This is a genomic window from Pseudomonas sp. CYM-20-01 (assembly GCF_023169845.1).
GTDB classification, from domain to species: domain Bacteria; phylum Pseudomonadota; class Gammaproteobacteria; order Pseudomonadales; family Pseudomonadaceae; genus Aquipseudomonas; species Aquipseudomonas azotoformans.
Window position 1 is genome coordinate 3,013,053 of the sequence record NZ_AP025169.1, and the last position, 24,397, is coordinate 3,037,449.

Genomic DNA, 24,397 nt, shown 5'->3' on the forward strand with positions numbered 1-24,397 from the left:
TCAGGCAGGTTCCCCCCATGCAGTTCAGCGAATTATTGGCAGCGATTTCCACCCACGCGATCCGTCTGCAACTGGAAGAAGGCGACCTGATCATCCTTGGTGACGACGAGGCGCTGGACGATGCGCTGTGGGATCAACTGATCGCCCACAAGCCGCGCCTGCTGGAACTGGTCGCTGAACATGGCGGTGACTGGCTGAGCCCGGCCTACCGCATCACGCCGGACATGCTGCCGCTGGTCAGCCTCGACCAGGCGGCCATCGACCGTATCGTCGCCGCTATCCCCGGTGGCGCGGCGAATGTGCAGGACATCTACCCGCTGGCGCCGCTGCAGGAGGGCATGCTTTACCACCATCTGTCGGCGGAGCAGGGCGATCCCTACGTACTGCACGCGCAGTTCGAGTTCGACAGTCGTGCACGTTTGCAGGCGTTTGCCGAAGCCTTGCAGTGGGTGATAGATCGCCATGACATCCTGCGCACCTCGATGGTCTGGCAGCGTCTCGACGAGCCGCTGCAAGTGGTGTGGCGCAAGGCAACCCTGTCGTGCGAGGCCGTGGGCTTCGATGCGCGCACCGATCGCATGGACCTGGGCCAGGCACCGCTGCTGCGCCTGGTGTACACCGCAGATCCAGCGGACGGGCACGTGGCGGCAACGTTGCTGTTTCACCACACCATCCTCGACCACACCGCCCTTGACGTGGTGCGCCACGAGATCCAGCTGTACCTGGCCGGCGAACAAGCCCAGGCCGGTGAGCCGGTGCCGTTTCGCAGCTATATCGCCCAGGTGCGCCATGGCGTCAGCGAGCAGGCCCATGAGGCGTTTTTCCGCGAGATGCTGGCGGATATCGACGAGCCGACGCTGCCGTTCGGCTTGCAGGACGTGCAGGGCGATGGCCTGGGCATCGACGAGGCGCGCGTCCCCGTCGACAGCGCACTGAGTCGCCGCCTGCGTACCCTGGCCCGCCCGCTGGGCGTGAGCGTGGCCAGCATGATGCACCTGGCGCTGGCCCGCGTATTGGGCGTGGTCGCCGGGCGTGACGCGGTGGTGTTCGGCACCGTGATGCTCGGGCGCATGGGCGCGGGCGAGGGCGGGGAGCGAGCCCTGGGCATGTTCATCAACACCTTGCCCCTGCGCGTGGATGTGGGCGAGCAGGGCGTGCGGGCCGGGGTCAAGGCCACCCATGAGCGCCTCACGGCATTGCTCAACCATGAACACGCCTCCCTCGCGCTGGCCCAGCGCTGCAGTGGCGTGGCGGCGCCGACGCCGTTGTTCAGCGCCATGCTCAACTACCGCCATAGCGCCGCCACGGACATGGCCGAGGTGATCGAGGTGGCCGAGGGCATCCGCGTGCTCAGTGCCGAGGAGCGCACCAACTACCCGCTGACGGTCAACGTCGATGACCTGGGCGAGGATTTTGCGCTGACGGTGATGGTCGATGCCGCCATTGGCGCCGAACGGGTCGCCGCTTACCTGCATACCGCCCTGGACAGCCTGGCCGACGCCCTTGAGCAGCGACCGGATATGCCGCTCAGCGGCCTGAACATCCTGCCCGACGCCGAACGCCACACCCTGCTGCACGACCTCAACCACAGCCCCACCCAATACGCCGATACCGCACTGATCCACCATCAAGTCGAAGCCCACGCCGCCGCCCAGCCTGACGCGATTGCCCTGCGCTTTGACAACCAGCGCGTTACCTACCGCCAGCTCAACGAACGTGCCAACCAGGTCGCCCATCGCCTGCTGGCCCAGGGCATTCGCCCGGATGATCGCGTGGCGATCTGCGTGGAGCGCGGCCCGGAGATGATCATCGGCCTACTGGGCACCCTCAAGGCCGGCGCCGGCTACGTGCCGATCGACCCGGCCTACCCGCTGGAACGCATCGCCTACACCCTGGCCGACAGCGCACCCTTGGCGGTATTGGTGCAAGCCAATACGTGCCATCTGGTCGGCGACCTGCCACAGATCGACCTCAATGGCTTGCGCGGCGAGTCCATCGTCAACCCACGCGTCGACCTCAGCCCGGCCCACCTGGCCTACGTGATCTACACCTCCGGCTCCACCGGCCAGCCCAAGGGCGTGATGATCGAACACCGCCAGGTTGCGCGCTTGTTCACCGCCACCGAACACTGGTTCGGCTTCAACCGCAACGACGTCTGGGCGTTGTTCCATTCCTTTGCCTTCGACTTCTCGGTATGGGAAATCTGGGGTGCGCTGATGCACGGCGGCCAGTTGCTGATCGTGCCGCAACTGGTCAGCCGCTCGCCGGACGAGTGCTACACGCTGCTCTGCGAAGCCGGTGTGAGCGTCCTCAACCAGACGCCCAGCGCCTTCCGCCAATTGATCGCTGCGCAGGGCCAGAACCCCCAGTCCCATTCCCTGCGCCAGGTGATCTTCGGCGGCGAAGCGCTGGAACCGGGCCTGCTCAAGCCGTGGTACGCCCGGGCGATCAACGCCGGCACGCAACTGGTGAACATGTACGGCATCACCGAAACCACCGTTCACGTGACCTATCGCGCCCTGGAAGCGGCGGATGCGCAGTTGGTCGGCGTCAGCCCAATTGGCGTACGCATTCCCGACTTGCAGTTGTATGTGCTCGATGCACGCCGCGAGCCGTTGCCGCTGGGGGTAGTGGGCGAGTTGTACGTGGGCGGCGCCGGGGTGGCGCGGGGTTACCTCAACCGTGAAGCGCTGACCGCCGAGCGCTTCCTGGTCGACCCGGCCAGCGGCCAGCGCCTGTACAAGACCGGCGACCTTGGCCGCCTGCTGGCCGACGGCAGCGTCGAATACCTGGGCCGCAACGATGACCAGGTGAAGATCCGTGGTTTCCGTATCGAACTGGGTGAGATCGAAGCGCACCTGGCCAGCGCCGAGGGCGTGCGTGACGCGGTAGTCATCGCCCGTGAAGACCAGCCGGGCGACAAGCGCCTCGTGGCCTACGTGATAGCCGAGGGCGAACTACGTGCCGCCGACCTGCGCGACCACCTGTTGCTGAGCCTGGCCGACTACATGGTACCCAGTGCCTTTGTGCTGCTGGATAAATTCCCGCTCACCACCAACGGCAAACTCGACCGCAAGGCCCTGCCGGCGCCGGATGCCGATGCCCTGGCGCGCCGCGGTTACCAGGCGCCCCAAGGCGCGGTGGAAACGGCCATCGCGGCGATCTGGCAAGACCTGCTCACGCTTGACCGGGTGGGGCGTGACGACAACTTCTTCGAACTCGGCGGCCACTCGCTGTTGGCGGTCAAGCTGATCGAGCGCATGCGCCAGGTCGATCTCAGCGCCGATGTGCGCGTGCTGTTCGGCCAGCCGACGCTGGCGGCACTGGCCGCTGCGGTGGGGGGGCAGCACGAGGTGCAGGTGCCGGCCAACCGGATTACCGCCGCCACCCGGCACATCACCCCGGACATGCTGCCCCTGGTGGAGTTGGACCAGGCTGGCCTCGACCACATTATCCAGAGCGTGCCCGGCGGCGTCAGCAATGTGCAAGATATCTACGGCCTGGCGCCGTTGCAGGCCGGTATCCTGTATCACCACCTGGCTACCACCGAAGGCGATCCCTACGTGTTGCAGGTGCAGTTCAGCTTCGACGACCACACGGCGGTGGACGCGTTTGTCCAGGCGCTGCACAGCGTGATCGAGCGCAATGACATCCTGCGCACCGCGATCCTCTGGGAAGGCCTCGACGAGCCGGTGCAGGTGGTATTGCGCCAGGCAGCGCTGGCCGTGGAGCGCATCGACGAACCGCTGGCGCAGTTGCAGCAACGCTTTGACCCGCGTCACTTCCGCCTGGACTTGAGCCGTGCGTCGCTGATGCGCTTTGTCTACGCCGAAGAGCAGGGCCACTTTGTCGGCATCCTGCTGTTGCACCATATCCTGCTCGACCACACCGCGCTGCAAGTGCTGGTGGAAGAAATGAGCGCCAGCCTGGCCGGCAACAGCGCGCAACTGCCCGCCGCCGTGCAGTACCGCAACTACGTGGCCCAGGCGCGGTTGGGCGTCAGCCAGGCGCAGCACGAAGCGTTCTTCAGCGAGATGCTTGGCGACATCGACGAGCCGACCCTGGCCTTCGGCCTGCAGGACGTGAATGGCGATGGCAGCGGTATCATCGAGGCCCATTTGCCCTTGGAGCCGGCATTGAGCCTGGGCCTGCGCGAACAGGCGCGACAACTGGGCGTGAGCAGCGCGAGCCTGGTGCACCTGGCCTGGGCGCAGGTGCTGGGGCAGGTGTCCGGCCAACAGTCGGTGGTGTTCGGTACGGTATTGCTGGGGCGCATGCAGGGTGGCGAAGGTGCCGACCGGGCGCTGGGCATGTTCATCAATACCTTGCCGTTGCGGGTCAGCCTCGGTGCCGTGGGTGTGCAAGCCGGCGTGCGCGCCACCCATGCGCGCCTGGCGCAGTTGCTCGGGCATGAACATGCGTCGTTGTCCCTGGCCCAGCGCTGCAGTGGCGTGCCGGGTTCGCTGCCGCTGTTCAGCACCTTGCTCAACTATCGCCACAGCGCACCGGGGGAGGCGCCGGGAGACAACCCGTTCGCGGCCTCCGGCATTCAGATCCTCAGTTCCGAGGAGCGCAGCAACTACCCGCTGGTGCTCAACGTCGATGACCTGGGCACAGGCTTTGCCCTCACGGTACAAGGCGTGGCGAGCCTGGATGTGCAGCGCGTGGGGGACTATATGCTCACCGCGCTGCGCCATCTGGTGACGGCGTTGCAGCAGGCGCCGACCACGCCGTTGCAGGCCGTGTCGATCCTGCCGGCGGCCGAGCGTCATCAGATACTGGTGGACTTCAACGCCACCGCCCGTGAGTACCCGGCGCACCTTACCGTGCCCCAGTTGTTCGAAGCCCAGGCGCTGGCCCGGCCGGAAGCGGTCGCGGCAGTGCAGGGCGCGTTGTCCCTGAGTTACCGTGACCTCAACCGCCGCGCCAACCGCCTGGCCCATCACTTGCTCAACCAGGGTGTGCAACCCGGCGAGAGCGTGGCGATTGCACTGCCGCGTTCGCTCGACCTGCTGATCTGCCAGTTGGCGATCCTCAAGTGCGGCGCGGTGTATGTGCCGCTGGACATCAACGCGCCGGTCGAACGCCAGGCATTCATCGTGCAGGACAGTGGCGCACACCGGGTGCTGACGACCCTGGCCGACCTGAACCTGGACGCGCTGTCGCCGCGCAACCCGGAACTGCCGCAGGCTGCCGAAAGCGTCGCCTACATCCTCTACACCTCCGGCTCCACCGGCGCGCCGAAAGGCGTGCAAGTGCCGCACCGCGCTATCTCGCGCCTGGTGCTGAATAACGGTTATGCCGATTTCAATGCGCGCGACCGCGTGGCGTTCGCCTCCAACCCGGCATTCGACGCCAGCACCCTCGAGGTGTGGGCGCCCCTGCTCAATGGCGGCTGCGTGGTGGTGGTCGAGCACGCGGTGCTGTTGTCCCAGGCGGCGTTCGCTGCGTTGTTGCACGAGCAAGCCGTCAACGTGCTGTGGATGACCGCCGGGCTGTTCCACCAGTACGCCGACGCGCTGCTGCCGGTGTTCGCGCAGTTGCGCTACCTGATCGTCGGTGGCGATGTCCTCGACCCCCAGGTGATCGGCCGGGTGCTCAGGCACGGCAAGCCCCAGCACCTGCTCAATGGCTACGGGCCCACCGAAGCCACTACGTTTTCCACCACCCATGAAATCACCCGGGTCGGCGAGGGCGGCATCCCCATCGGGCGGCCGATCGCCAATGCCCAGGCCTATGTGCTGGACCCACGCCAGCAACCGCTGCCGTTGGGTGTGGTTGGCGAGCTGTACATCGGCGGCGCGGGCGTGGCCACGGGGTATTTGAACCAACCGCAGCTCACCGCCGAGAAATTTATCCCGAACCCCTTCGGCGAGGGCCTGCTGTACCGCACCGGTGACCTGGCCTGCTGGCAGGCCGACGGCACCTTGCTGTACCAGGGGCGCAATGACCTGCAGGTGAAGATCCGTGGTTTCCGCATCGAACCCGGCGAGATCGAGACCTGCCTGGCCAGTTTCCCGGGCGTGAAGGACGTGGTGGTGCTGGCCCGCGAAGACCAGCCCGGCGACAAGCGCCTGGTGGCCTACTACACGGCCAGTGTGGCGCTGGAGATTGAAGCCCTGCGCGCTCACCTGCAAGGCCGATTGCCGGACTACATGGTGCCCTCGGCCTATGTGTGGCTGGAGCTGTTGCCGCTCACCGCCAACGGCAAGCTCGACCGCAAGGGCCTGCCGGTGCCGGACCAGAGTGCGCTGCTCAGCCGTGGTTTCGAGGCGCCGGAGGGCGACGTGGAAACCCAGCTGGCGCAGATCTGGCAGGACGTGCTCAAGCTGGAGCGGGTTGGCCGTCATGATCATTTCTTCGAACTGGGCGGGCATTCGCTGCTGGCGGTCAGCCTGATCGAACGCATGCGCCAGGTCGGTCTGAGCTGCGACGTGCGCGTGTTGTTCAGCCAGCCAAGCCTGGCGGCGCTGGCGGCTGCCGTGGGCAGTGGCCGGGAAATCGTGGTGCCGGCCAATGGCATTCCACAGGGGTGTACCCGGATCACGCCGTCGATGCTGACGCTGGTGCAACTCGACCCGGCGGCCATCGAACGTATCGTGGCGAACGTGCCCGACGGAGCGGCGAATGTGCAGGATATCTACCCGCTGGCGCCGTTGCAGGAAGGCATTCTCTACCACCACATCAGCGCCGAGCAGGGCGACCCGTACCTGCTGCAATCGCGCATGGCATTCGACAGCCTCGAACGTTTGCACGGCTTCATGCAGGCCCTGCAACAGGTGGTGGCCCGTCACGATATCCTGCGTACCGGGGTGGTCTGGGAGGGCCTGGACAGCCCGGTGCAAGTGGTGTGGCGCAAGGCGCAGTTGAGCGTGCAAGCGGTCGACCTGGACCCGGCCGACGGCGACATCATCGAGCAGTTGCACGCACGCTTCGATGCCCGTCACTACCGCCTGGACATCACCCAGGCGCCGTTGCTGCGCATGGTGTATGCCCAGGACGCGGAGCATCACCGGGTGGCGGCGATCCTGTTGTTCCATCACCTGGCGCTGGATCACACCGCCATGGAGGTGGTGGGCCAGGAAATGCGCGCGTTCATGTTCAACCAGGCGCAGGACCTGCCCGAGGCGGCGCCATTTCGCAACTACGTGGCCCAGGCGCGCCTGGGTGTCAGCGTGGAGGAGCACGAGGCGTTCTTCCGCGACATGCTCGCCGATGTGGATGAGCCGACCTTGCCGTTTGGTGTACAGGACGTGCAGGGCGATGGGCGCGATATCGAGGAAGCTGAACAGGCTGTGGATGCCGCGCTGGCCCAACGGGTACGCGAACAGGCGCGGCAACTGGGCGTCAGCGCCGCGAGCCTGATGCACCTGGCCTGGGCACAGGTGCTGGGGCTGGTGTCCGGGCGTGACGACGTGGTGTTCGGCACCGTGTTGATGGGGCGCATGCAGGCCGGTGACGGCGCGGACCGTGCGCTGGGTATGTTCATCAACACCTTGCCCTTGCGCGTGGATGTGGCGGCCACTGCCGCCGCTGCGGTCAAGGCCACCCATGGGCGCTTGAGTGCCTTGCTCGGCCATGAACACGCGTCCCTGGCGCTGGCCCAGCGTTGCAGCGGCGTGGCAGGTGCATCGCCGCTGTTCAGCGCCTTGCTCAACTACCGTCACAGCAGCCCCGGTGAAATGGCCCGCGACGGCCACGGCATCTGGGAAGGCGTGCAACTGCTCGGCGGCGAAGAGCGCAGCAACTACCCGCTGACCTTGAGCGTGGATGACCTGGGTGAAGGCTTTGCCCTCACGGTACTGGCGCTGCCGCAGATCGGCGCCCAGCGCTTGTGCGGCTACATGCATAACGCTGTTGAGCAGTTGCTGGACTGCCTGGAAACCGCACCGACGACCGTGCTCAACCAACTGCCGATCCTGCCGGCGGCGGAGCGCGAAACCCTGCTGCGCGATTTCAACGCCACCGCCGAGGAGTTCCCGCAGGGGCAAACCGTTCATGGTGCCTTTGAGGTGCAGGCCGAACGCCAACCCCAGGCCGTTGCGGTGGTGCAGGACGGTGAGGCGCTGACCTACGAACAGCTCAACCGGCGCGCCAACCAACTGGCCCATCATCTGTTGGGGCTCGGTGTACAGCCCGACGACCGCGTCGCGCTGTGCTGCCGGCGTGGCCCGCAGATGCTGGTGGGTTTGCTGGGTATCCTCAAGGCCGGTGCCGGTTACGTGCCGATTGACCCGGCCTATCCCGCCGAGCGCATCGCCTATTTGCTCCAGGACAGCGCGCCGGTGGCGGTGCTGGCCGAAGCCACTACCCGCGACCTGTTGGGCAGCATCGCCACGCTGGACCTGCACGACCCAGGCCTGCAGCAGTATCCCGTCAGCAACCCACGGCTCACCGCCTTGACCCCGGCGCACCTGGCCTACGTCATTTACACCTCCGGCTCCACCGGCCAGCCCAAAGGCGTGATGGTGGAACACCGCAGCGTGGAAAACCTGGTGCACTGGCACTGCGAGGCCTTTGGCCTGGATGCGACGAGCCACACCAGCAGCGTGGCCGGTTTCGGTTTTGATGCCATGGCCTGGGAGGTGTGGCCGGCGCTGTGCGTGGGCGCGACCTTGCACCTGCCGCCGGCCGATCTGGGCAATGAAAACATCGACGAACTGCTGGCCTGGTGGCTGGCGCAACCGCTGGACGTCAGCTTCCTGCCGACGCCGGTGGCCGAGTACGCGTTCAGCCAGCAGCTGCAACACCCGACCCTGCGCATCCTGCTGATCGGTGGTGATCGCCTGCGCCAGTTCACCCACGAACGGCGCTTTGCGGTGATCAACAACTACGGCCCCACCGAAGCCACGGTGGTCGCCACCTCCGGCCGCGTACGCGCCGGGCAGGTGCTGCATATCGGGCGGCCCGTCGCCAACGGCCGTGTTTACCTGCTGGACGCGCACTTGCGTGCGGTGCCGGTGGGCGTGGCGGGCGAGTTGTACGTGGGCGGCAGCGGCGTGGCACGCGGTTACCTGAACCGCCCGGACCTGAGCGCCGAACGTTTCCTGCAAGACCCGTTCAACGCCGGGCGCATGTACCGCACCGGCGACCTGGCGCGCTGGTTGCCCGATGGCACTATCGAGTACCTGGGCCGTAACGATGACCAGGTCAAAGTGCGCGGCGTGCGGGTTGAGCTGGGCGAGATCGAAAACTGCCTGGCGGCCGTGGAAGGCGTCGGCGAAGCGGTGGTGCTGGTGCGTGACGGCCGCTTGATTGCCTGGTTCACCGCACAGCAACCACTGGACATCGAAACCCTGCGCACGCACCTGCAAGCCCAATTGCCCGAGGCCCTGGTGCCGGTCGCCTATATGCAGGTGCAGGCATTGCCCCTGACCGCCAACGGCAAGCTGGACCGCAAGGCCCTGCCGGAGCCGGATCAAGCGGCACTGCTGACCCGCGAATACGCAGCGCCCCAAGGCGAGGTGGAAACCACCCTGGCGCGCCTCTGGTCCGAGGTGCTGCAGGTTGAACAGGTGGGGCGCCATGACCACTTCTTCGAACTCGGCGGCCACTCGTTGCTGGCCGTCAGCCTGATCGAGCGCATGCGCCAGGTCGGCCTGAGTGCCGATGTGCGCGTGCTGTTCAGCCAGCCGACCCTGGCCGCCCTGGCCGCCGCCGTGGGCAGTGGCCGCGAAGTGCAGGTGCCGGCCAATCGCATTACTGCCGATTGCCGGCGCATCACCCCGGACCTGCTGACATTGGTGCAACTCGACCAGGCGACGATTGATCACGTGGTCGCCCAAGTGCCCGGCGGCGCCGCCAACGTGCAGGACATCTACCCGCTGGCGCCGTTGCAGGAAGGCATTCTGTACCACCACATCACGGCCGGGCAGGGCGACCCGTACCTGCTGCAATCTCACCTGGCGTTCGACAACCTTGAGCGGCTGAATGCCTTTGCCCAGGCGTTGCAGCAGGTGATCGACCGTCACGATATCCTGCGCACCGCCGTGGTCTGGGAGGGCCTGGCGCAACCGCTGCAAGTGGTGTGGCGCAAGGCCGAGTTGGCGGTGCAGGCGGATGTGCTTGAGCACCTGCACCAGCGCTTCGACCCGCGTCAGTACTGTGTGCCGATGAACCAGGCGCCGCTGGTGCGCCTGGTGTATGCGCCGGACCCGGCGCATCAGCGGGTGGTCGCGATCCTGTTGTTCCACCACATTGCCCTCGACCACACGGCGCTCGACGGCGTACGCCACGAGATGCAGGCCAGCCTGCTCGGGCTGCCGCAGCCGAGCGGTGCGGCCACGCCGTACCGCAACTACGTGGCCCAGGCCCGCCTGGGCGTCAGCGAAGCGGAGCATGAGCAGTTCTTCCGCGGGATGCTCGGTGATATCAGCGAGCCGACGTTGCCGTTTGGCTTGCAGGATGTGCGCGGCGACGGCAACGCCATTGAAGAGCTGCAACTGAACCTGGACCCGTCGCTCAACCAGCGCCTGCGCACCCAGGCCCGCTTGCAGGGGGTAAGTGCCGCGAGCCTGTTCCACCTGGCCTGGGCGCGAGTGCTGGCCAGCACGTCCGGCCAGGAACACGTGGTGTTCGGCACCGTGCTGCTGGGCCGCATGCAAGGCGGCCAAGGCAGTGACCGTGCGCTGGGCATGTTCATCAATACCTTGCCGTTGCGCGTCGACATCGATGGGCGCGGCGTACGCGCTGCGGTCAAGCAGACCCATGCACAACTGACCGCGCTGCTCGGCCATGAACACGCGTCCCTGGCCCTTGCCCAGCGTTGCAGCGGGGTTGCCGCGCCGCAGCCGTTGTTCAGTGCGATGCTCAACTACCGCCACAGCGACAGCCGGCTGGCGCCGGTGTCCCAGGCCTGGGAAGGCATCCAGACCCTGGCCAGCGAGGAACGCACCAACTACCCGTTGACGTTGAACGTGGACGATCAGGGCGACGGTTTCCGCCTCACCGCGATGACCGCGCAGTCGATTGGCGCGCAACGCATCTGCGGTTACCTGCAGGTGACCTTGCAGGGCCTGGTCGACGCGCTGGAGCAGGCACCGCAGTGGGCGGTCAACCGCCTGCCGGTGCTGGAGGCCCAGGAGCGTCAGCAACTGCTGGCCGGTTTCAATGCCACCGAAGTGGCTTACGACCTGGAGCAGACCCTGCACGGCCTGTTCGAAGCGCAGGTGACGCGGACGCCGGACGCCATCGCCGTCAAGGCCGATGACCGCGTATTGACCTATGCCGAGCTGAATGCACGGGCCAATCAACTGGCCCACTACCTGCTGGAATTGGGCGTGCAGTCGGATTCGCGGGTGGCGATCTGCGTGGAGCGCGGCCTGGACATGGTCATCGGCCTGTACGCGATCCTCAAGGCCGGCGCCGCCTATGTGCCGCTGGACCCGGCATACCCGCTGGAGCGCATCGCCTACATGCTCGAAGACAGCGCGCCGGTGGCGGTGCTGGCCCAGGGCGCGACGCGGGCATTGCTGGGGGACGTGCCGGTGGTCGACCTGGACCAGCCGACCTGGCAGCAACAACCCACCAACAATCCACAGGTCGCGGCACATGGCGCCTACGTGATCTACACCTCCGGCTCCACCGGGCAACCCAAGGGCGTGATCAACGACCACCCCGGCGTGGTCAACCGCCTGCTGTGGATGCAGGACGCCTATGGCCTCAAGGCCCATGACCGGGTGCTGCAAAAAACACCGTTCAGCTTCGACGTATCGGTGTGGGAGTTCTTCTGGCCGCTGTTCACCGGCGCCTGCCTGGTGATGGCGCGCCCGGGCGGTCACAAAGACCCAGCCTATCTGTGCGAAGTCATCGCGAACGAACAGATCACCACGCTGCACTTTGTGCCGTCGATGCTCGACGTGTTCCTGGCCCATGGTGATGTAAGCCAGGCCGCCGGACTGGTCCGTGTGATGTGCAGCGGCGAAGCCTTGCCCGGCAGCCTGGTGCGGCGCTTCAAGCAGCAGTTGCCGGACATCGGCCTGTACAACCTGTACGGCCCGACCGAAGCAGCGGTGGACGTGACCGCATGGAACTGCGCACGGCCGGACGTCCCGGACAACACACCCATCGGCAAACCCATCGCCAACACCCGCCTGTACGTGCTCGATGCACAGATGCAGCCCGTGCCATTGGGCGTGGTCGGCGAGCTGTACATCGGCGGCGTGCAAGTGGCGCGGGGTTACCTGAACCGGCCGGAGCTGACCGCCGAGCGCTTCCTCAAGGACCCGTTCACCGATGGCCGCCTGTATCGCACCGGGGACCTGGGGCGTTACCTGGCCGACGGAAACATCGAATACCTCGGGCGCAACGATGACCAGGTGAAGATCCGTGGCCTGCGCATCGAACTGGGCGAAATCCAGGCGCGCCTGCTGGAACATCCCCAGGTCAGCGAAGCCGCGGTGGTGGCCCGTGAAGAGCGGCTCGTCGCCTACTACACCGGCGCTCGCTCAGCCGACCTGCGCGAGCATCTGTTGCAGCACCTGCCGGAGTTCATGGTGCCTGCGCTGTTCGTGCACCTGGACGCGTTGCCGTTGAGCCCCAACGGCAAGCTGGACCGCAAGGCACTGCCGGCGCCAGACGCCGATGCCTTGACCCTGCGCGACTACGAAGCCCCGGTGGGCGACACCGAAATCCTTCTGGCGCAACTCTGGGCCGAACTGCTCAACGTCGAACGGGTAGGGCGCCAGGACAATTTCTTTGAACTGGGCGGGCATTCGCTGCTCGCCGTGAGCTTGATCGGGCGCTTGCGCCAGGAAGGCATGGAAGCCGATGTGCGTGGGTTGTTCGAACAGCCGACCCTGGCCGGCTACGCCGCAATGACTGAACGAATGGAGATCGTCCTGTGAGCATTCTCGAACTGCTGGCGACGCTGAAAACCAAGGATGTGCAACTCGCGCTCAAGGGCGAGCAATTGTCGGTACAAGGCAACAAGCAAGCGCTGAGCGACCCGTTGATCCTCGCCGCCCTGCGCGAACATAAACCGGCGCTGATCGAGCTGATCAAGGCTGGTGACTACTCGGCGGCCAACGAGGTGCCGGCCAATGGCATCCCGGCTGGCGCCACACAGATCACCCCGGCGATGTTGACCCTGTCCGAGCTGAGCCAGGACGAGATCGACCGGATCGTCGCCACCGTCGACGGCGGGGTGGCGAATATCCAGGACATCTACCCATTGGCGCCGCTGCAGGAAGGCATTCTCTTCCACCACGTCAGCACCGAGCAGGGCGACCCCTATGTGATGCAGTCGCAGTTCGCCTTCGACTCTATCGAGCGTTTCGAGGCGTTTGCCCAGGCCCTGCAAGGGGTGATGGACCGGCATGACATCCTGCGCACCGGCGTGGTCTGGGACGGCTTGCAGCAACCCTCGCAAGTGGTGTGGCGCACGGCAACGCTGCCGGTGCAGGCGCTGGAGCTGGACCCGGCCGACGGCGATATCGCCGGCCAGTTGCATGCGCGTTTCGACGCCCGCCATTACCGCCTCGACGTGACCCAGGCGCCCATGCTGCGCCTGGCCTGGGCCAACGACCCGGCACAGCAGCGCATCGTCGCCATGCTGCTGTTCCATCACATGGCCCTGGACCACAGCGCCCTGGAAGTAGTGCGCCATGAAATGCAGGCGTTGCTGCAAGGCCACGCCGGGCAACTGGGGCACGCCGTGCCGTTTCGCAGCTACGTGGCGCAGGCGCGCCTGGGGGTCAGCGAGCAACAACACGAGGCGTTCTTCCAGCAGATGCTCGGCGATGTGCTGGAGCCGACCTTGCCCTTCGGCCTGCAGGATGTGCAGGGCGATGGCCGTGGCATCAATGAACTCGACTGGCCGCTGACAGACACACTCAACCAGCGCCTGCGCGCTCAGGCCCGCGTGCTTGGGGTCAGCGTCGCCAGCCTGTTTCACCTGGGTTGGGCGCGGGTGCTGAGTGTGCTGGCCGGCAAGTCCCAGGTGGTGTTCGGCACCGTGCTGATGGGGCGCATGCAGGGCGGGTATGCTACGGACCGCGCCTTGGGCATCTTCATCAACACCTTGCCGTTTCGCGTGGACGTGGGCGACGACGACCTGCGCAGTGCGGTCAAGGCCACCCATGCGCGCCTCACCGGGCTGTTGCGTCACGAACACGCGCCGCTGGCCCTGGCACAGCGTTGCAGCGGGGTGCTGGCGCCGACGCCATTGTTCAGCGCGCTGCTCAATTATCGCCACAGCGGCACCGGCACCAGCAGCGAGGCGGTGGCGGCGTGGCAGGGCATCGAGACCTTGCGTTCGGATGAGCGCACCAACTACCCGCTGACCTTGAGCGTCGATGACCTCGGCGAAGGGTTTGTCCTGCGGCTGTTGGCGACTACCCAGGTCGATCCGCAGCGTGTCTGCGCCTACCTGCAAACCGCCCTCGACCATCTGGTGACGGCTCTGGAGGAGGCGCCGCATACCGCGCTGAATCAGCTGGCAGTGGTTCCCGCCGACGAACAGCGCTTGCTGTTGCAGCACTTCAACGCCACCCAGGCGGATTTCCCCCAAGGCGACACGCTGCACGCGCGCATCGAAGCCCAGGCCGCGCTCAGTCCCGACGCCACTGCCGCCGTGCATCAGGGCCGCGAGCTCACCTATGCCGAACTCAACCAGCAAGCCAACCTGCTGGCCCATCACCTGCTGGCGCTGGGGGTCCAGCCCGACGACCGCGTCGCCATCGTTGCCCGTCGCGGCCTCGACACCCTTGCCGGGCTGCTGGCGATCCTCAAGGCCGGCGCCTGCTATGTGCCGGTGGACCCGTCCCACCCGGCCGAGCGCCTCAACTACCTGCTCAGCGACAGCGCGCCGGTGGCAGTGTTGACCCAGCAGGCGCTGTTGGAGCGCCTGCCGGCCCTCGAAGTGCCGGTGATCAACCTCGACCGCTACACCTGGCAGCACCATTCGGCGAGCAATCCCAAGGTGGCGGTCACGCCGTCCAACCTGGCTTATGTGATCTACACCTCCGGCTCCACCGGGCTGCCCAAGGGCGTGATGGTCGAGCACCACACCGTGACCAACCTGGTGGACTGGCATTGCCGTGCCTTTGACCTGTGCGCCGGGCGCCATACGGCGAGTGTCGCCGGCTTTGGCTTTGACGCGATGGCCTGGGAAGTCTGGCCGGCGCTGTGCGTGGGCGCGACCCTGCACCTGCCACCGGCCCATGACGGCGCCGAGGATGTCGACGCACTGCTGGCCTGGTGGTGTGCGCAGCCGTTGGATGTGAGCTTCCTGCCCACGCCGGTGGCCGAGTATGCGTTCAGCCAGCAGCTCGAACACCCGACGCTGCGCACGCTGCTGATCGGTGGCGATCGCCTGCGCCAGTTCGGCCGTGCCCAGCGTTTTGAGCTGATCAACAACTACGGCCCCACCGAGGCCACGGTGGTCGCCACCTCCGGCAAGGTCGAGGCGGGCCAGCCGTTGCACATCGGCAAACCCATCGCCAACGCCACCGCGTACCTGCTGGATGAGCAACAGCAGCCGGTGCCGCTGGGCGTGACGGGGGAGTTGTACGTGGGCGGCAAAGGCGTGGCGCGCGGTTACCTGAACCGCCCGGAGCTGACCGCCGAGCGTTTCCTGCACGACCCGTTCAACCCCGGGCGCATGTACCGCACCGGCGACCTCGCACGCTGGCTGCCGGACGGCAACATCGAGTACCTGGGGCGCAATGACGACCAGGTGAAGATCCGTGGCATGCGCATCGAGCTGGGCGAAATCGAAACCCAGCTCAATCATCTGGCGGGTATCCAGGAAGCCGTGGTGCTGGTGCGTGACGAGCGCTTGGTTGCGTATTTCACCGAACAGCGCCAACTCGACCCGCTGGCGGTGGGCGATATCCGCGCCCACCTGGTGGCGCACCTGCCGGACTACATGGTGCCGGTCGCCTACGTGAAGCTGGACACGTTGCCCCTGACCGCCAATGGCAAGCTCGACCGCAAGGCCTTGCCGGCGCCGGACATGGCGGCGCTGTTTACCCGCGAGTACGTGGCGCCGGAAGGCGAGATCGAGAACGTGCTGGCGCAGATCTGGGCCGATGTGCTGCAGGTGCAGCGCGTGGGGCGGCGTGATCACTTCTTCGAACTGGGTGGGCATTCGTTGCTGGCGATGCGCATGGTCTCGCAGGTCCGTCAGCGCCTGGGTGTCGAGTTGCTGCTGGGCGACTTGTTTGCCAATGCCGAGTTGGCAGCGGTGGCTGAGGTGTTGGCTCAGTCAGGTCGCAGCACCTTGCCGGCTATTCTCCCGGCCAATCGCGATGAACCCACGCCGTTGTCCTTCGCCCAGCAACGCCTGTGGTTCCTGGCGCTGATGGAAGGCGCCAACACCGCCTACAACATTCCCATCGGCCTGCGCCTGCGTGGGCATTTGCATGTGCAAGCGCTGCAACGGGCGCTGGCGCGCATCGTCGCGCGCCACGAAACCCTGCGCAGTCGCTTTGCCCAGCACGGCGACGAGGCCCAGGTGGTGATCGTGCCCGCCGAAGACGTGCTGCCCCTGCAAGTGCAAGACCTGCGCCGCCACCCGCAGCCGCAGCAGGCGCTGGACGCGTTGATCCATGGCGAGGCCTCGGCACCGTTCGACCTGGAGCGCGGCCCGCTGCTGCGTGGGCGCCTGGTGGTGATGGCCGGCGATCACCATGTGCTGTTGCTGACCCTGCACCATATTGTCTCCGATGGCTGGTCCATGGGCGTGCTCACCCGTGAACTGATGGCGCTGTACCAGGCCTTCAGCCACGGCCAGCCCGACCCCTTGCCGGCGTTGCCGATCCAGTACGGCGACTTCGCCGTGTGGCAGCGCCTGTGGCTCAGCGGCGAAGTGCTGCAGCGCCAGAGCACCTTTTGGCAACAGGCCCTGGCCGGTGCGCCGGCCTTGCTCACGCTGCCCACCGACCGCCCGCGCCCGGCGCAGCAGGACTACGCCGGCAGCAGCGTCGCGGTGCGCCTGGACGAACGCCTCACTGCCGGGCTCAAGGCCTTGAGCCAACGCCACGGCACCACGCTGTACATGACCTTGATGAGCGCCTGGGCCTCACTGCTGGCGCGGCTCTCCGGGCAGCACGATGTGGTGATCGGCTCGCCGGTGGCCAACCGCACGCGCAGTGAAGTGGAAGGGCTGATCGGCCTGTTCGTCAACACCCTGGCGGTGCGTATCGACACCTCCGGCGAGCTGAGCACCGAAGCGCTATTGGCGCGGGTCAAGGCCCAGGCCCTGGAAGCCCAGGCCCATCAGGACCTGCCGTTCGAACAAGTGGTGGAGATCACCCGGCCACCGCGCAGCCTGGCCCACAGCCCGCTGTTCCAGACCCTGCTGACCTGGCAGGACAGCAGCGCACCGACCCTGGCCCTGGGCGACCTGGCCTTGGAGGGCATCGTCGAGGACAGCCACTTTGCCAAGTTCGACCTGTCCCTGGACTTGTCGGAAGTGCAGGGCACCATCATCGGTGCGCTGGAATACGCGGTGGCGCTGTTCGACGCATCGACGGTGCAGCGTTACGTCGGCTACTTCACCCGCGTGTTGCAGGCCATGGTGGACAACGACCAGGCCGTGCTGGAACAGGTACCTCTGGTGGATGAGCGCGAGCGCCAGCACCTGCTGTTTGATTTCAACGCCACCGAAGTGGCTTATGACCTTGAGCAGACTTTGCATGGCCTGTTCGAAGCACAGGTGACGTGGACGCCGGACGCCATCGCCGTCAAGGCCGATGACCGCGTATTGACCTATGCCGAGCTGAATGCGCGGTCCAATCAACTGGCCCACTACCTGCTGGAATTGGGCGTGCAGCCGGATTCGCGGGTGGCGATCTGCGTGGAGCGCGGCCTGGACATGGTCATCGGCCTGTACGCGATCCTCAAGGCCGGCGCCGCCTATGTGCCGCTGGACCCGGCATACCCGCTGGAGCGCATCGCCTACATGCTCGAAGACAGCGCGCCGGTGGCGGTGCTGGCCCAGGGCGCGACGCGGGCATTGCTGGGGGACGTGCCGGTGGTCGATCTGGACCAGCCGACCTGGCAACAGCAACCTGTCGACAACCCTCACGTGCCAGCCGTCAGTGCCTACGTGATCTACACCTCTGGCTCCACCGGCCAGCCCAAGGGTGTGATCAACGACCACCCCGGCGTGGTCAACCGCCTGCTGTGGATGCAGGACGCCTACGGTCTCAAGGCCCACGACAGGGTGTTGCAGAAAACCCCGTTCAGCTTCGACGTGTCGGTGTGGGAATTTTTCTGGCCGCTGTTCACCGGCGCCTGCCTGGTGATGGCGCGCCCAGGCGGTCACAAAGACCCGGCGTACCTGTGCGAGGTGATTGCCGCCGAGCAGATCACCACGCTGCACTTCGTGCCGTCGATGCTCGACGTGTTCCTGGCCCATGGCGATGTGAGCCAGGCAGCTGGACTGGTGCGCGTGATGTGCAGCGGCGAGGCTTTGCCCGGCAGCCTGGTGCGGCGCTTCAAGCAGCAATTGCCAGGCAGCCAATTGCATAACCTGTATGGCCCGACCGAAGCCGCTGTGGATGTGACCGCATGGAACTGCGCCGGGCCGGTGACGCCGGACAACACACCGATCGGCAAACCGATCGCCAACACCCGCCTGTACGTGCTCGACGCACAGATGCAGCCCGTGCCATTGGGCGTGGTCGGCGAGCTGTTCATCGGCGGCGTGCAAGTAGCGCGCGGTTACTTGAACCGCCCGGAACTGACCGCCGAACGCTTCCTCAAGGACCCGTTCACCGATGGCCGCCTGTATCGCACTGGCGACGTAGGCCGCTACCTGGTGGACGGCACTATCGAGTACCTGGGGCGCAACGACGACCAGGTGAAGATCCGTGGCCTGCGCATCGAGCTGGGGGAAATCCAGGCGCGCCTCACCGACTACCCGCAGGTCAATGAAGCCGCGGTGATCGCCCGTGACAATCGCCTGATTGCCTACTACACCGGGGCGTTCAGCGAGATCGATGCCTTGCGCACGCACCTGTTGCAGCACCTGCCGGAGTTCATGGTGCCGGCGATCTTCGTGCATCTGGAGACGCTGCCCCTGAGCCCCAACGGCAAGCTCGACCGTAAGGCACTGCCCGCGCCGGGCCTGGACTCGGTGGTGGTGCGCGAGTACGAAGCGCCCCAGGGCGACACGGAAATCGCCCTGGCCTGCCTGTGGGCCGAGTTGCTCAACGTGGAGCGCGTGGGCCGTTACGACAACTTCTTCGAGCTGGGTGGCCACTCGTTGCTCGCCGTGAGCCTGATGGGGCGCATGCGCCGCCTCGGGTTGTCGGCGGATGTGAAGGTATTGTTCGGCCAGCCGACCTTGTCGGCGTTAGCCGCCGCGTTGGGCGGCGGGCGCGAAGTGGCGGTGCCGGTCAATGGCATTGCTGCCGATTGCACCGCGATCACCCCGGGCATGTTGCCGTTGATCCAGCTGGACCAGCCGGCCATCGAGCGTATCGTCGCCTGCATCCCGGGCGGCGCGGCGAATGTGCAGGACATCTACCCGTTGGCGCCGTTGCAGGCCGGCATGCTCTATCAGCATCGCGCCGCGCAGGGCGGCGACGACTATGTGTTGCGGGCGCAGTTTGCGTTCGACAGCGCCCAGCGCCTGGAGGCATTTGCCCTGGCCTTGCAGGCGGTGATCCAGCGCCACGACAGCCTGCGTTCGTCGTTCCACTGGGACGGCCTGGAAGAACCGGTGCAGGTGGTGTGGCGCGAGGCCGCGCTGCGGGTCGAACGTGGGCCGATGCCGGAGCGGCTCGACCTGTCCCAGGCGCCGCTGATGCGCCTGGTGGTGAGTGAAGACAGTGCCACCTTGCTGTTCCACCACCTGGTGATGGACCACATCGCCCTGGAGATTTTGCAGCACGAAATGCAGGCGTTTCTCTCGGGCACGCAACACAGCCTGGGCGTGCCGGTGCCGTATCGCAACTATGTGGCCCAGACCCGCTTGGGGGTGGACGATCATGAGGCGTTCTTCCGCGAGATGCTGGGCGAGATCGACGAGCCGACCCGCTTGGAAAACCTCGGCGGCAATGAGCAGGTTCACTGTGCCCTTGACCTGGCGTTGAGCCAACGCCTGCGCACCCAGGCCCGGCAATCCGGCGTGAGCGCGGCCAGCCTGATGCACCTGGCCTGGGCGCACGTGCTGGGCAAGGTCTCGGGCCGTGAGCAGGTGGTGTTCGGCAGCGTGATGCTCGGTCGTCTGCAAGGCGGCGAAGGGGCCGAGCGGGCCATGGGGGTGTTCATCAACACGCTGCCGCTGCGGGTCGACCTGGGTCGGCACAGCGTGCGCGACGCGTTGCGTGCCACCCACGCACGCCTCACTCAACTGCTCAGCCACGAGCAGGCGCCGTTGGCCTTGGCCCAGCGCTGCAGCGGCGTGCCGGTGACGACGCCGCTGTTCGATACGCTGTTCAACTACCGCCACAGTGCGCCGCAGGTGGCGAGCGAGGCCTGGCAGGGCATCCGGTTGCTCAAGGCCGAGGAACACAGCAACTATGGCCTGTCGGTGAGCGTGGATGACCTGGGTGCGGGTTTCTCCTTCAAAGCCGTGGGGCAGGGCGCCCGCCGCGTGTGCGACTACCTGCGCATCGCCGTGGAGCAGGTGGTGCAGGCGTTGGAACAGGGCGGTACGACGGCCATCGGCCACGTGCCGATCCTGCCTGCCGCCGAACGCCAGCAATTGCTCGACCTGAACGCCACCACCCGCGCATTCCCGCGTGAGCATACGGTGCAACGTTTGTTCGAAGCCCAGGCCCATGCGCGTCCCGCAGCCATGGCGGCGCTGCATGGCGAGCAATCACTCAGTTATGGCGAGCTGAACAGCCGCGCCAATCGGCTGGCCCATCATCTGCTGGGCCTTGGGGTGCGTCCCGGCGATCACGTGGCAATCCTGCTGCCGCGCTCGCTAAACTTGCTGGTCAGCCAGCTGGCCGTGCTCAAGTGCGCCGCCGCTTACGTGCCGCTGGATATCAACGCTCCGACCGAGCGCCAGGCGTTCATGGTGCAGGACAGCAGCGCGGCCTGGTTGTTGACCGGCAGCGACGTTGCCGTCGACTACCCCGTGCAGCGCCTGGACCTCGACACCCTGGCCCTCGACCCGCAGCCGAGCCATAACCCGGATCTGTCGCAGTCGTCGGACAGCGTGGCGTACATCATGTACACCTCCGGCTCCACCGGCACGCCCAAAGGCGTGTTGGTGCCCCATCGCGGCATCACGCGCCTGGTGCTGAACAACGGCTATGCCGACTTCAATGCCAGCGACCGCGTCGCCTTCGCCTCCAACCCGGCGTTTGATGCCAGCACCATGGACGTGTGGGGCCCGTTGCTCAATGGCGGCCAGGTGCAGGTGATCGACCATGCCACCTTGCTCGACCCGGCCGCCTTCGGCGTGGCCTTGGCGGACGCGACGGTGCTGTTTGTCACCACCGCGTTGTTCAACCAGTACGTGCAGTTGATTCCCCAGGCCCTGGCGGGCTTGCGCATCCTGCTGTGCGGCGGCGAGCGGGCCGACCCGGCGGCGTTCCGCAGCCTGTTGGCGCAGGCACCGGCATTGCGCCTGGTGCATTGCTACGGGCCGACCGAAACCACCACCTACGCCACCACCTACGAAGTGCGGTCGCTGGCCGAGACGGCCGACAGCGTGCCCATTGGCCTACCGATCGCCAACACGCAGGTGCATGTGCTGGACACGCAGTTGCAGCCGGTGCCTGTGGGCGTGACCGGTGAAATCTGCATTGGCGGCGACGGGGTGGCCAAGGGGTACCTGAACCGTGCTGAATTGACCGCCGAAAAGTTTGTGCAGGACCCGTTTATCCCAGGCGCCTTGATGTACCGCACCGGCGACCTCGGTCGCTGGACGGCGGAGGGCCTGCTGGAATGCATCGGGCGCAATGACGACCAGGTGAAGATCCGTGGTTTCCGTATCGAACTGGGTGAGATCGAAGCGCGCCTGGCCGGTTTCGCCGGTATCCAGGAAGTGGTGGTGCTGGCCCGTGAAGACGCACCGGGTGACAAGCGCCTGGTGGCGTATTTCACCTGGGCCGATGAGCCCCTCGGCATCGACAGCGTGCGGGCCTACCTGCAAGGCCAGTTGCCGGACTACATGCTGCCGTCGGCCTTCGTGCCGTTGGAGCACCTGCCGTTGACCGCCAACGGCAAGGTCGACCGCAAAGCCTTGCCGGTGCCCGCGCTGGAAGCCTTGCACCGCCGCGAGTTTGAAGCGCCGGTGGATGCTCTGGAACAGACCCTGGCAGCGCTGTGGGCCGAGGTGCTGAAGCTGGAACAGGTTGGGCGCCACGACAGCTTCTTTGAATTGGGTGGGCACTCACTGCTGGCGATCCGCCTGGTCACCCTGGTGGAAGACGCTGGGTTGCACCTGTCCCTGGCCGAGCTGTTCCAGCACGCCAGCGTGGCCTCTGTCGCTGCGTTGTTGCGCCAGCGTACCGCCGCGCCGGTACGCGACACGTCGGTGATCACGGTACGCAGCAGGGGAGCGCAGGCGCCGTTGTTCCTGGTGCACGAGTTCAGTGGCATGGACGTGTACTTCCCGGCGCTGGGCCAGCACCTGCCGGGTGACTACCCGATCTACGGCCTGCCGGGCGTGGCCCTGGGCGAACCGCACCTGAACACTATGGAAGGCTTGGCGGCGCGGTTGGTCGGCTTGATTCGCGGCCTTCAACCCCATGGACCTTATCGGCTGGCCGGCTGGTCGTTTGGCGGCGTGCTGGCCTATGAAGTGGCGATGCAACTGCTGGGGCTGGATGAGGCCGTGGAGTTCCTCGGCCTGATCGACAGCTACGTGCCGCGCATGACCGACCAGGGCAAGGCGCGCTGGAGCGGGCCGGACGCGCTCAAGCGGCATTTGCTGTTGCAGTGCACGGCGTATTGGAAAGCACAGGGAGGTGCGGATGAACTGGCGAGCCTTGAACACTTGGAGGCAGACGTTGGACAGCTGGACTTTGCGCGCCTGCTGCAACGTTGTCGCGATGAAGGTGTGCTGCACGCGCAAATGGCGGCGGCGACGGACGCGGAGCTCTTGAACTATATCCAGCGCGAAGTCGGCCACGGGCATGCGTTGGCGCACTACAGCCTGTTCCCGTTGCCGGTTCCGGTGTACCTGTTCAGCGCGGGTGAGCGCCCGACCGAGTTGTCGCGGCGCAGTGAGTCGCTGGGTTGGCAAGAGGTATTGGCGCCGGGGCAATTGCGCCAGGTACAGGTGCCGGGGGACCACCAGAGCATGATGCAGGCGCCGCATATCCAGGCGCTCGGGCGAGCGATGAGCGAGGTGCTAAGGGCCTGTTCGCCGGTGGTGCAGGCGCCGCATCAACCCATGTTGCGTATTCAGAGCGGCCGGGCGGGGTATGCGCCGGTGTTCTGTGTGCCGGGTGCGGGAGACAGCGTCACCGGCTTTGTCGGCTTGGGCGAGGCCCTGGGGCGTGACTGGCCGCTGTTTGGCTTGCAGCCGCGTGGGCTGGACGGTGAGGCGGTGCCCCATAGCCAGGTGGAAGCGGCGGCGGCGTGTTACTTGATGGCCTTGGAACAGGAGTGTGCGCAGGGGCCGGTGCATCTGGTCGGGCATTCGTTTGGTGGCTGGGTCGCGCTGGAGATGGCGTTGCGATTGCAAGCGGCCGGGCGCGAAGTGGCGTCGTTGACGGTGATCGACAGTGAGGCGCCTGGTGGGGCCGCTAAGGTGTACACCACGACGGCGGCGTTGCTGCGCTTGATCGAGGCGATGCAGTTGTCGGCCGGCAGGTCGCTGGGGATTGATCCGGGGGATTTTGCCGCGAGTGATGAGGTGGCGCAGCGGCGGCGGTTACATGCCGGCATGGTTGGTGTCGGGTTGTTGCCGGGGCGTTCTGCGGTGGGTGCGATGGAGGGGCCGGCGCGCACTTATGCGGCGGCGTTGCGTACAGAGTATCGGCCGGGTGCGCGGTTCAAGGGCGTGGTGCGGTTGGTGTTGGCGGAGGATCCGGCGCTGGATGCGGCGGGGAATCAGCGGGAGCAAGGGTTGATGGTCGAGGGGTGGCGGCGGCAGGGGAGTGGGTTGCAGGTTTGGTATGGCGGGGGGAATCACTTTACGTTGCTCAAGGCGCCCAATGTGGTTGGGTTGGCGCGTTGGTGGGTGGATGGGGTGGTGGTTGGGGAGGTGGTTTCTTGAGTGGATTGTCGGTGTACATATCCGTCGCGTCGGTAACGGCTAGCCCGGCGGCCTCAGGGCCGACCGGTATTGTGTTTGTCGTTCGCGGCTCGAGTGTGGGAGGGGGCTTGCCCCCGATGACGGTGTGTCAGTTGATGCATCTGTGGCTGTCCCACTGCAATCGGGGGCAAGCCCCCTCCCACAGTTTTATCTCCATACATCAGGTAGATATCAGCCTGCTTTTGATCTGCTGGTGATCTGGCGTTTGATCCCAGACGCCCC

The 24,397-nt window shown here is 66.3% G+C and carries 2 protein-coding genes; both read left to right on the forward strand.

Annotation, left to right across the window (positions count from 1 at the left end):
* Nucleotides 1-17: 17 nt before the first annotated feature.
* A complete protein-coding gene (locus tag M2497_RS13620) occupies nucleotides 18-12,845 on the forward strand; it encodes a non-ribosomal peptide synthetase (protein WP_282579051.1) in 12,828 nt (4,275 codons plus the stop codon).
* Nucleotides 12,842-24,136, forward strand: coding sequence for a non-ribosomal peptide synthetase (locus tag M2497_RS13625; RefSeq protein WP_248487949.1), 11,295 nt, complete (start codon nucleotides 12,842-12,844; stop codon nucleotides 24,134-24,136). Before M2497_RS13620 ends, M2497_RS13625 begins: the two co-directional genes overlap by 4 nt.
* The last annotated feature ends 261 nt before the right edge of the window (nucleotides 24,137-24,397 follow it).

Excerpts from the sequence above, each read along its gene's own strand:
- M2497_RS13620 (WP_282579051.1), top strand. The coding sequence starts at position 18 with ATGCAGTTCAGCGAATTATTGGCAGCGATTTCCACCCACGCGATCCGT.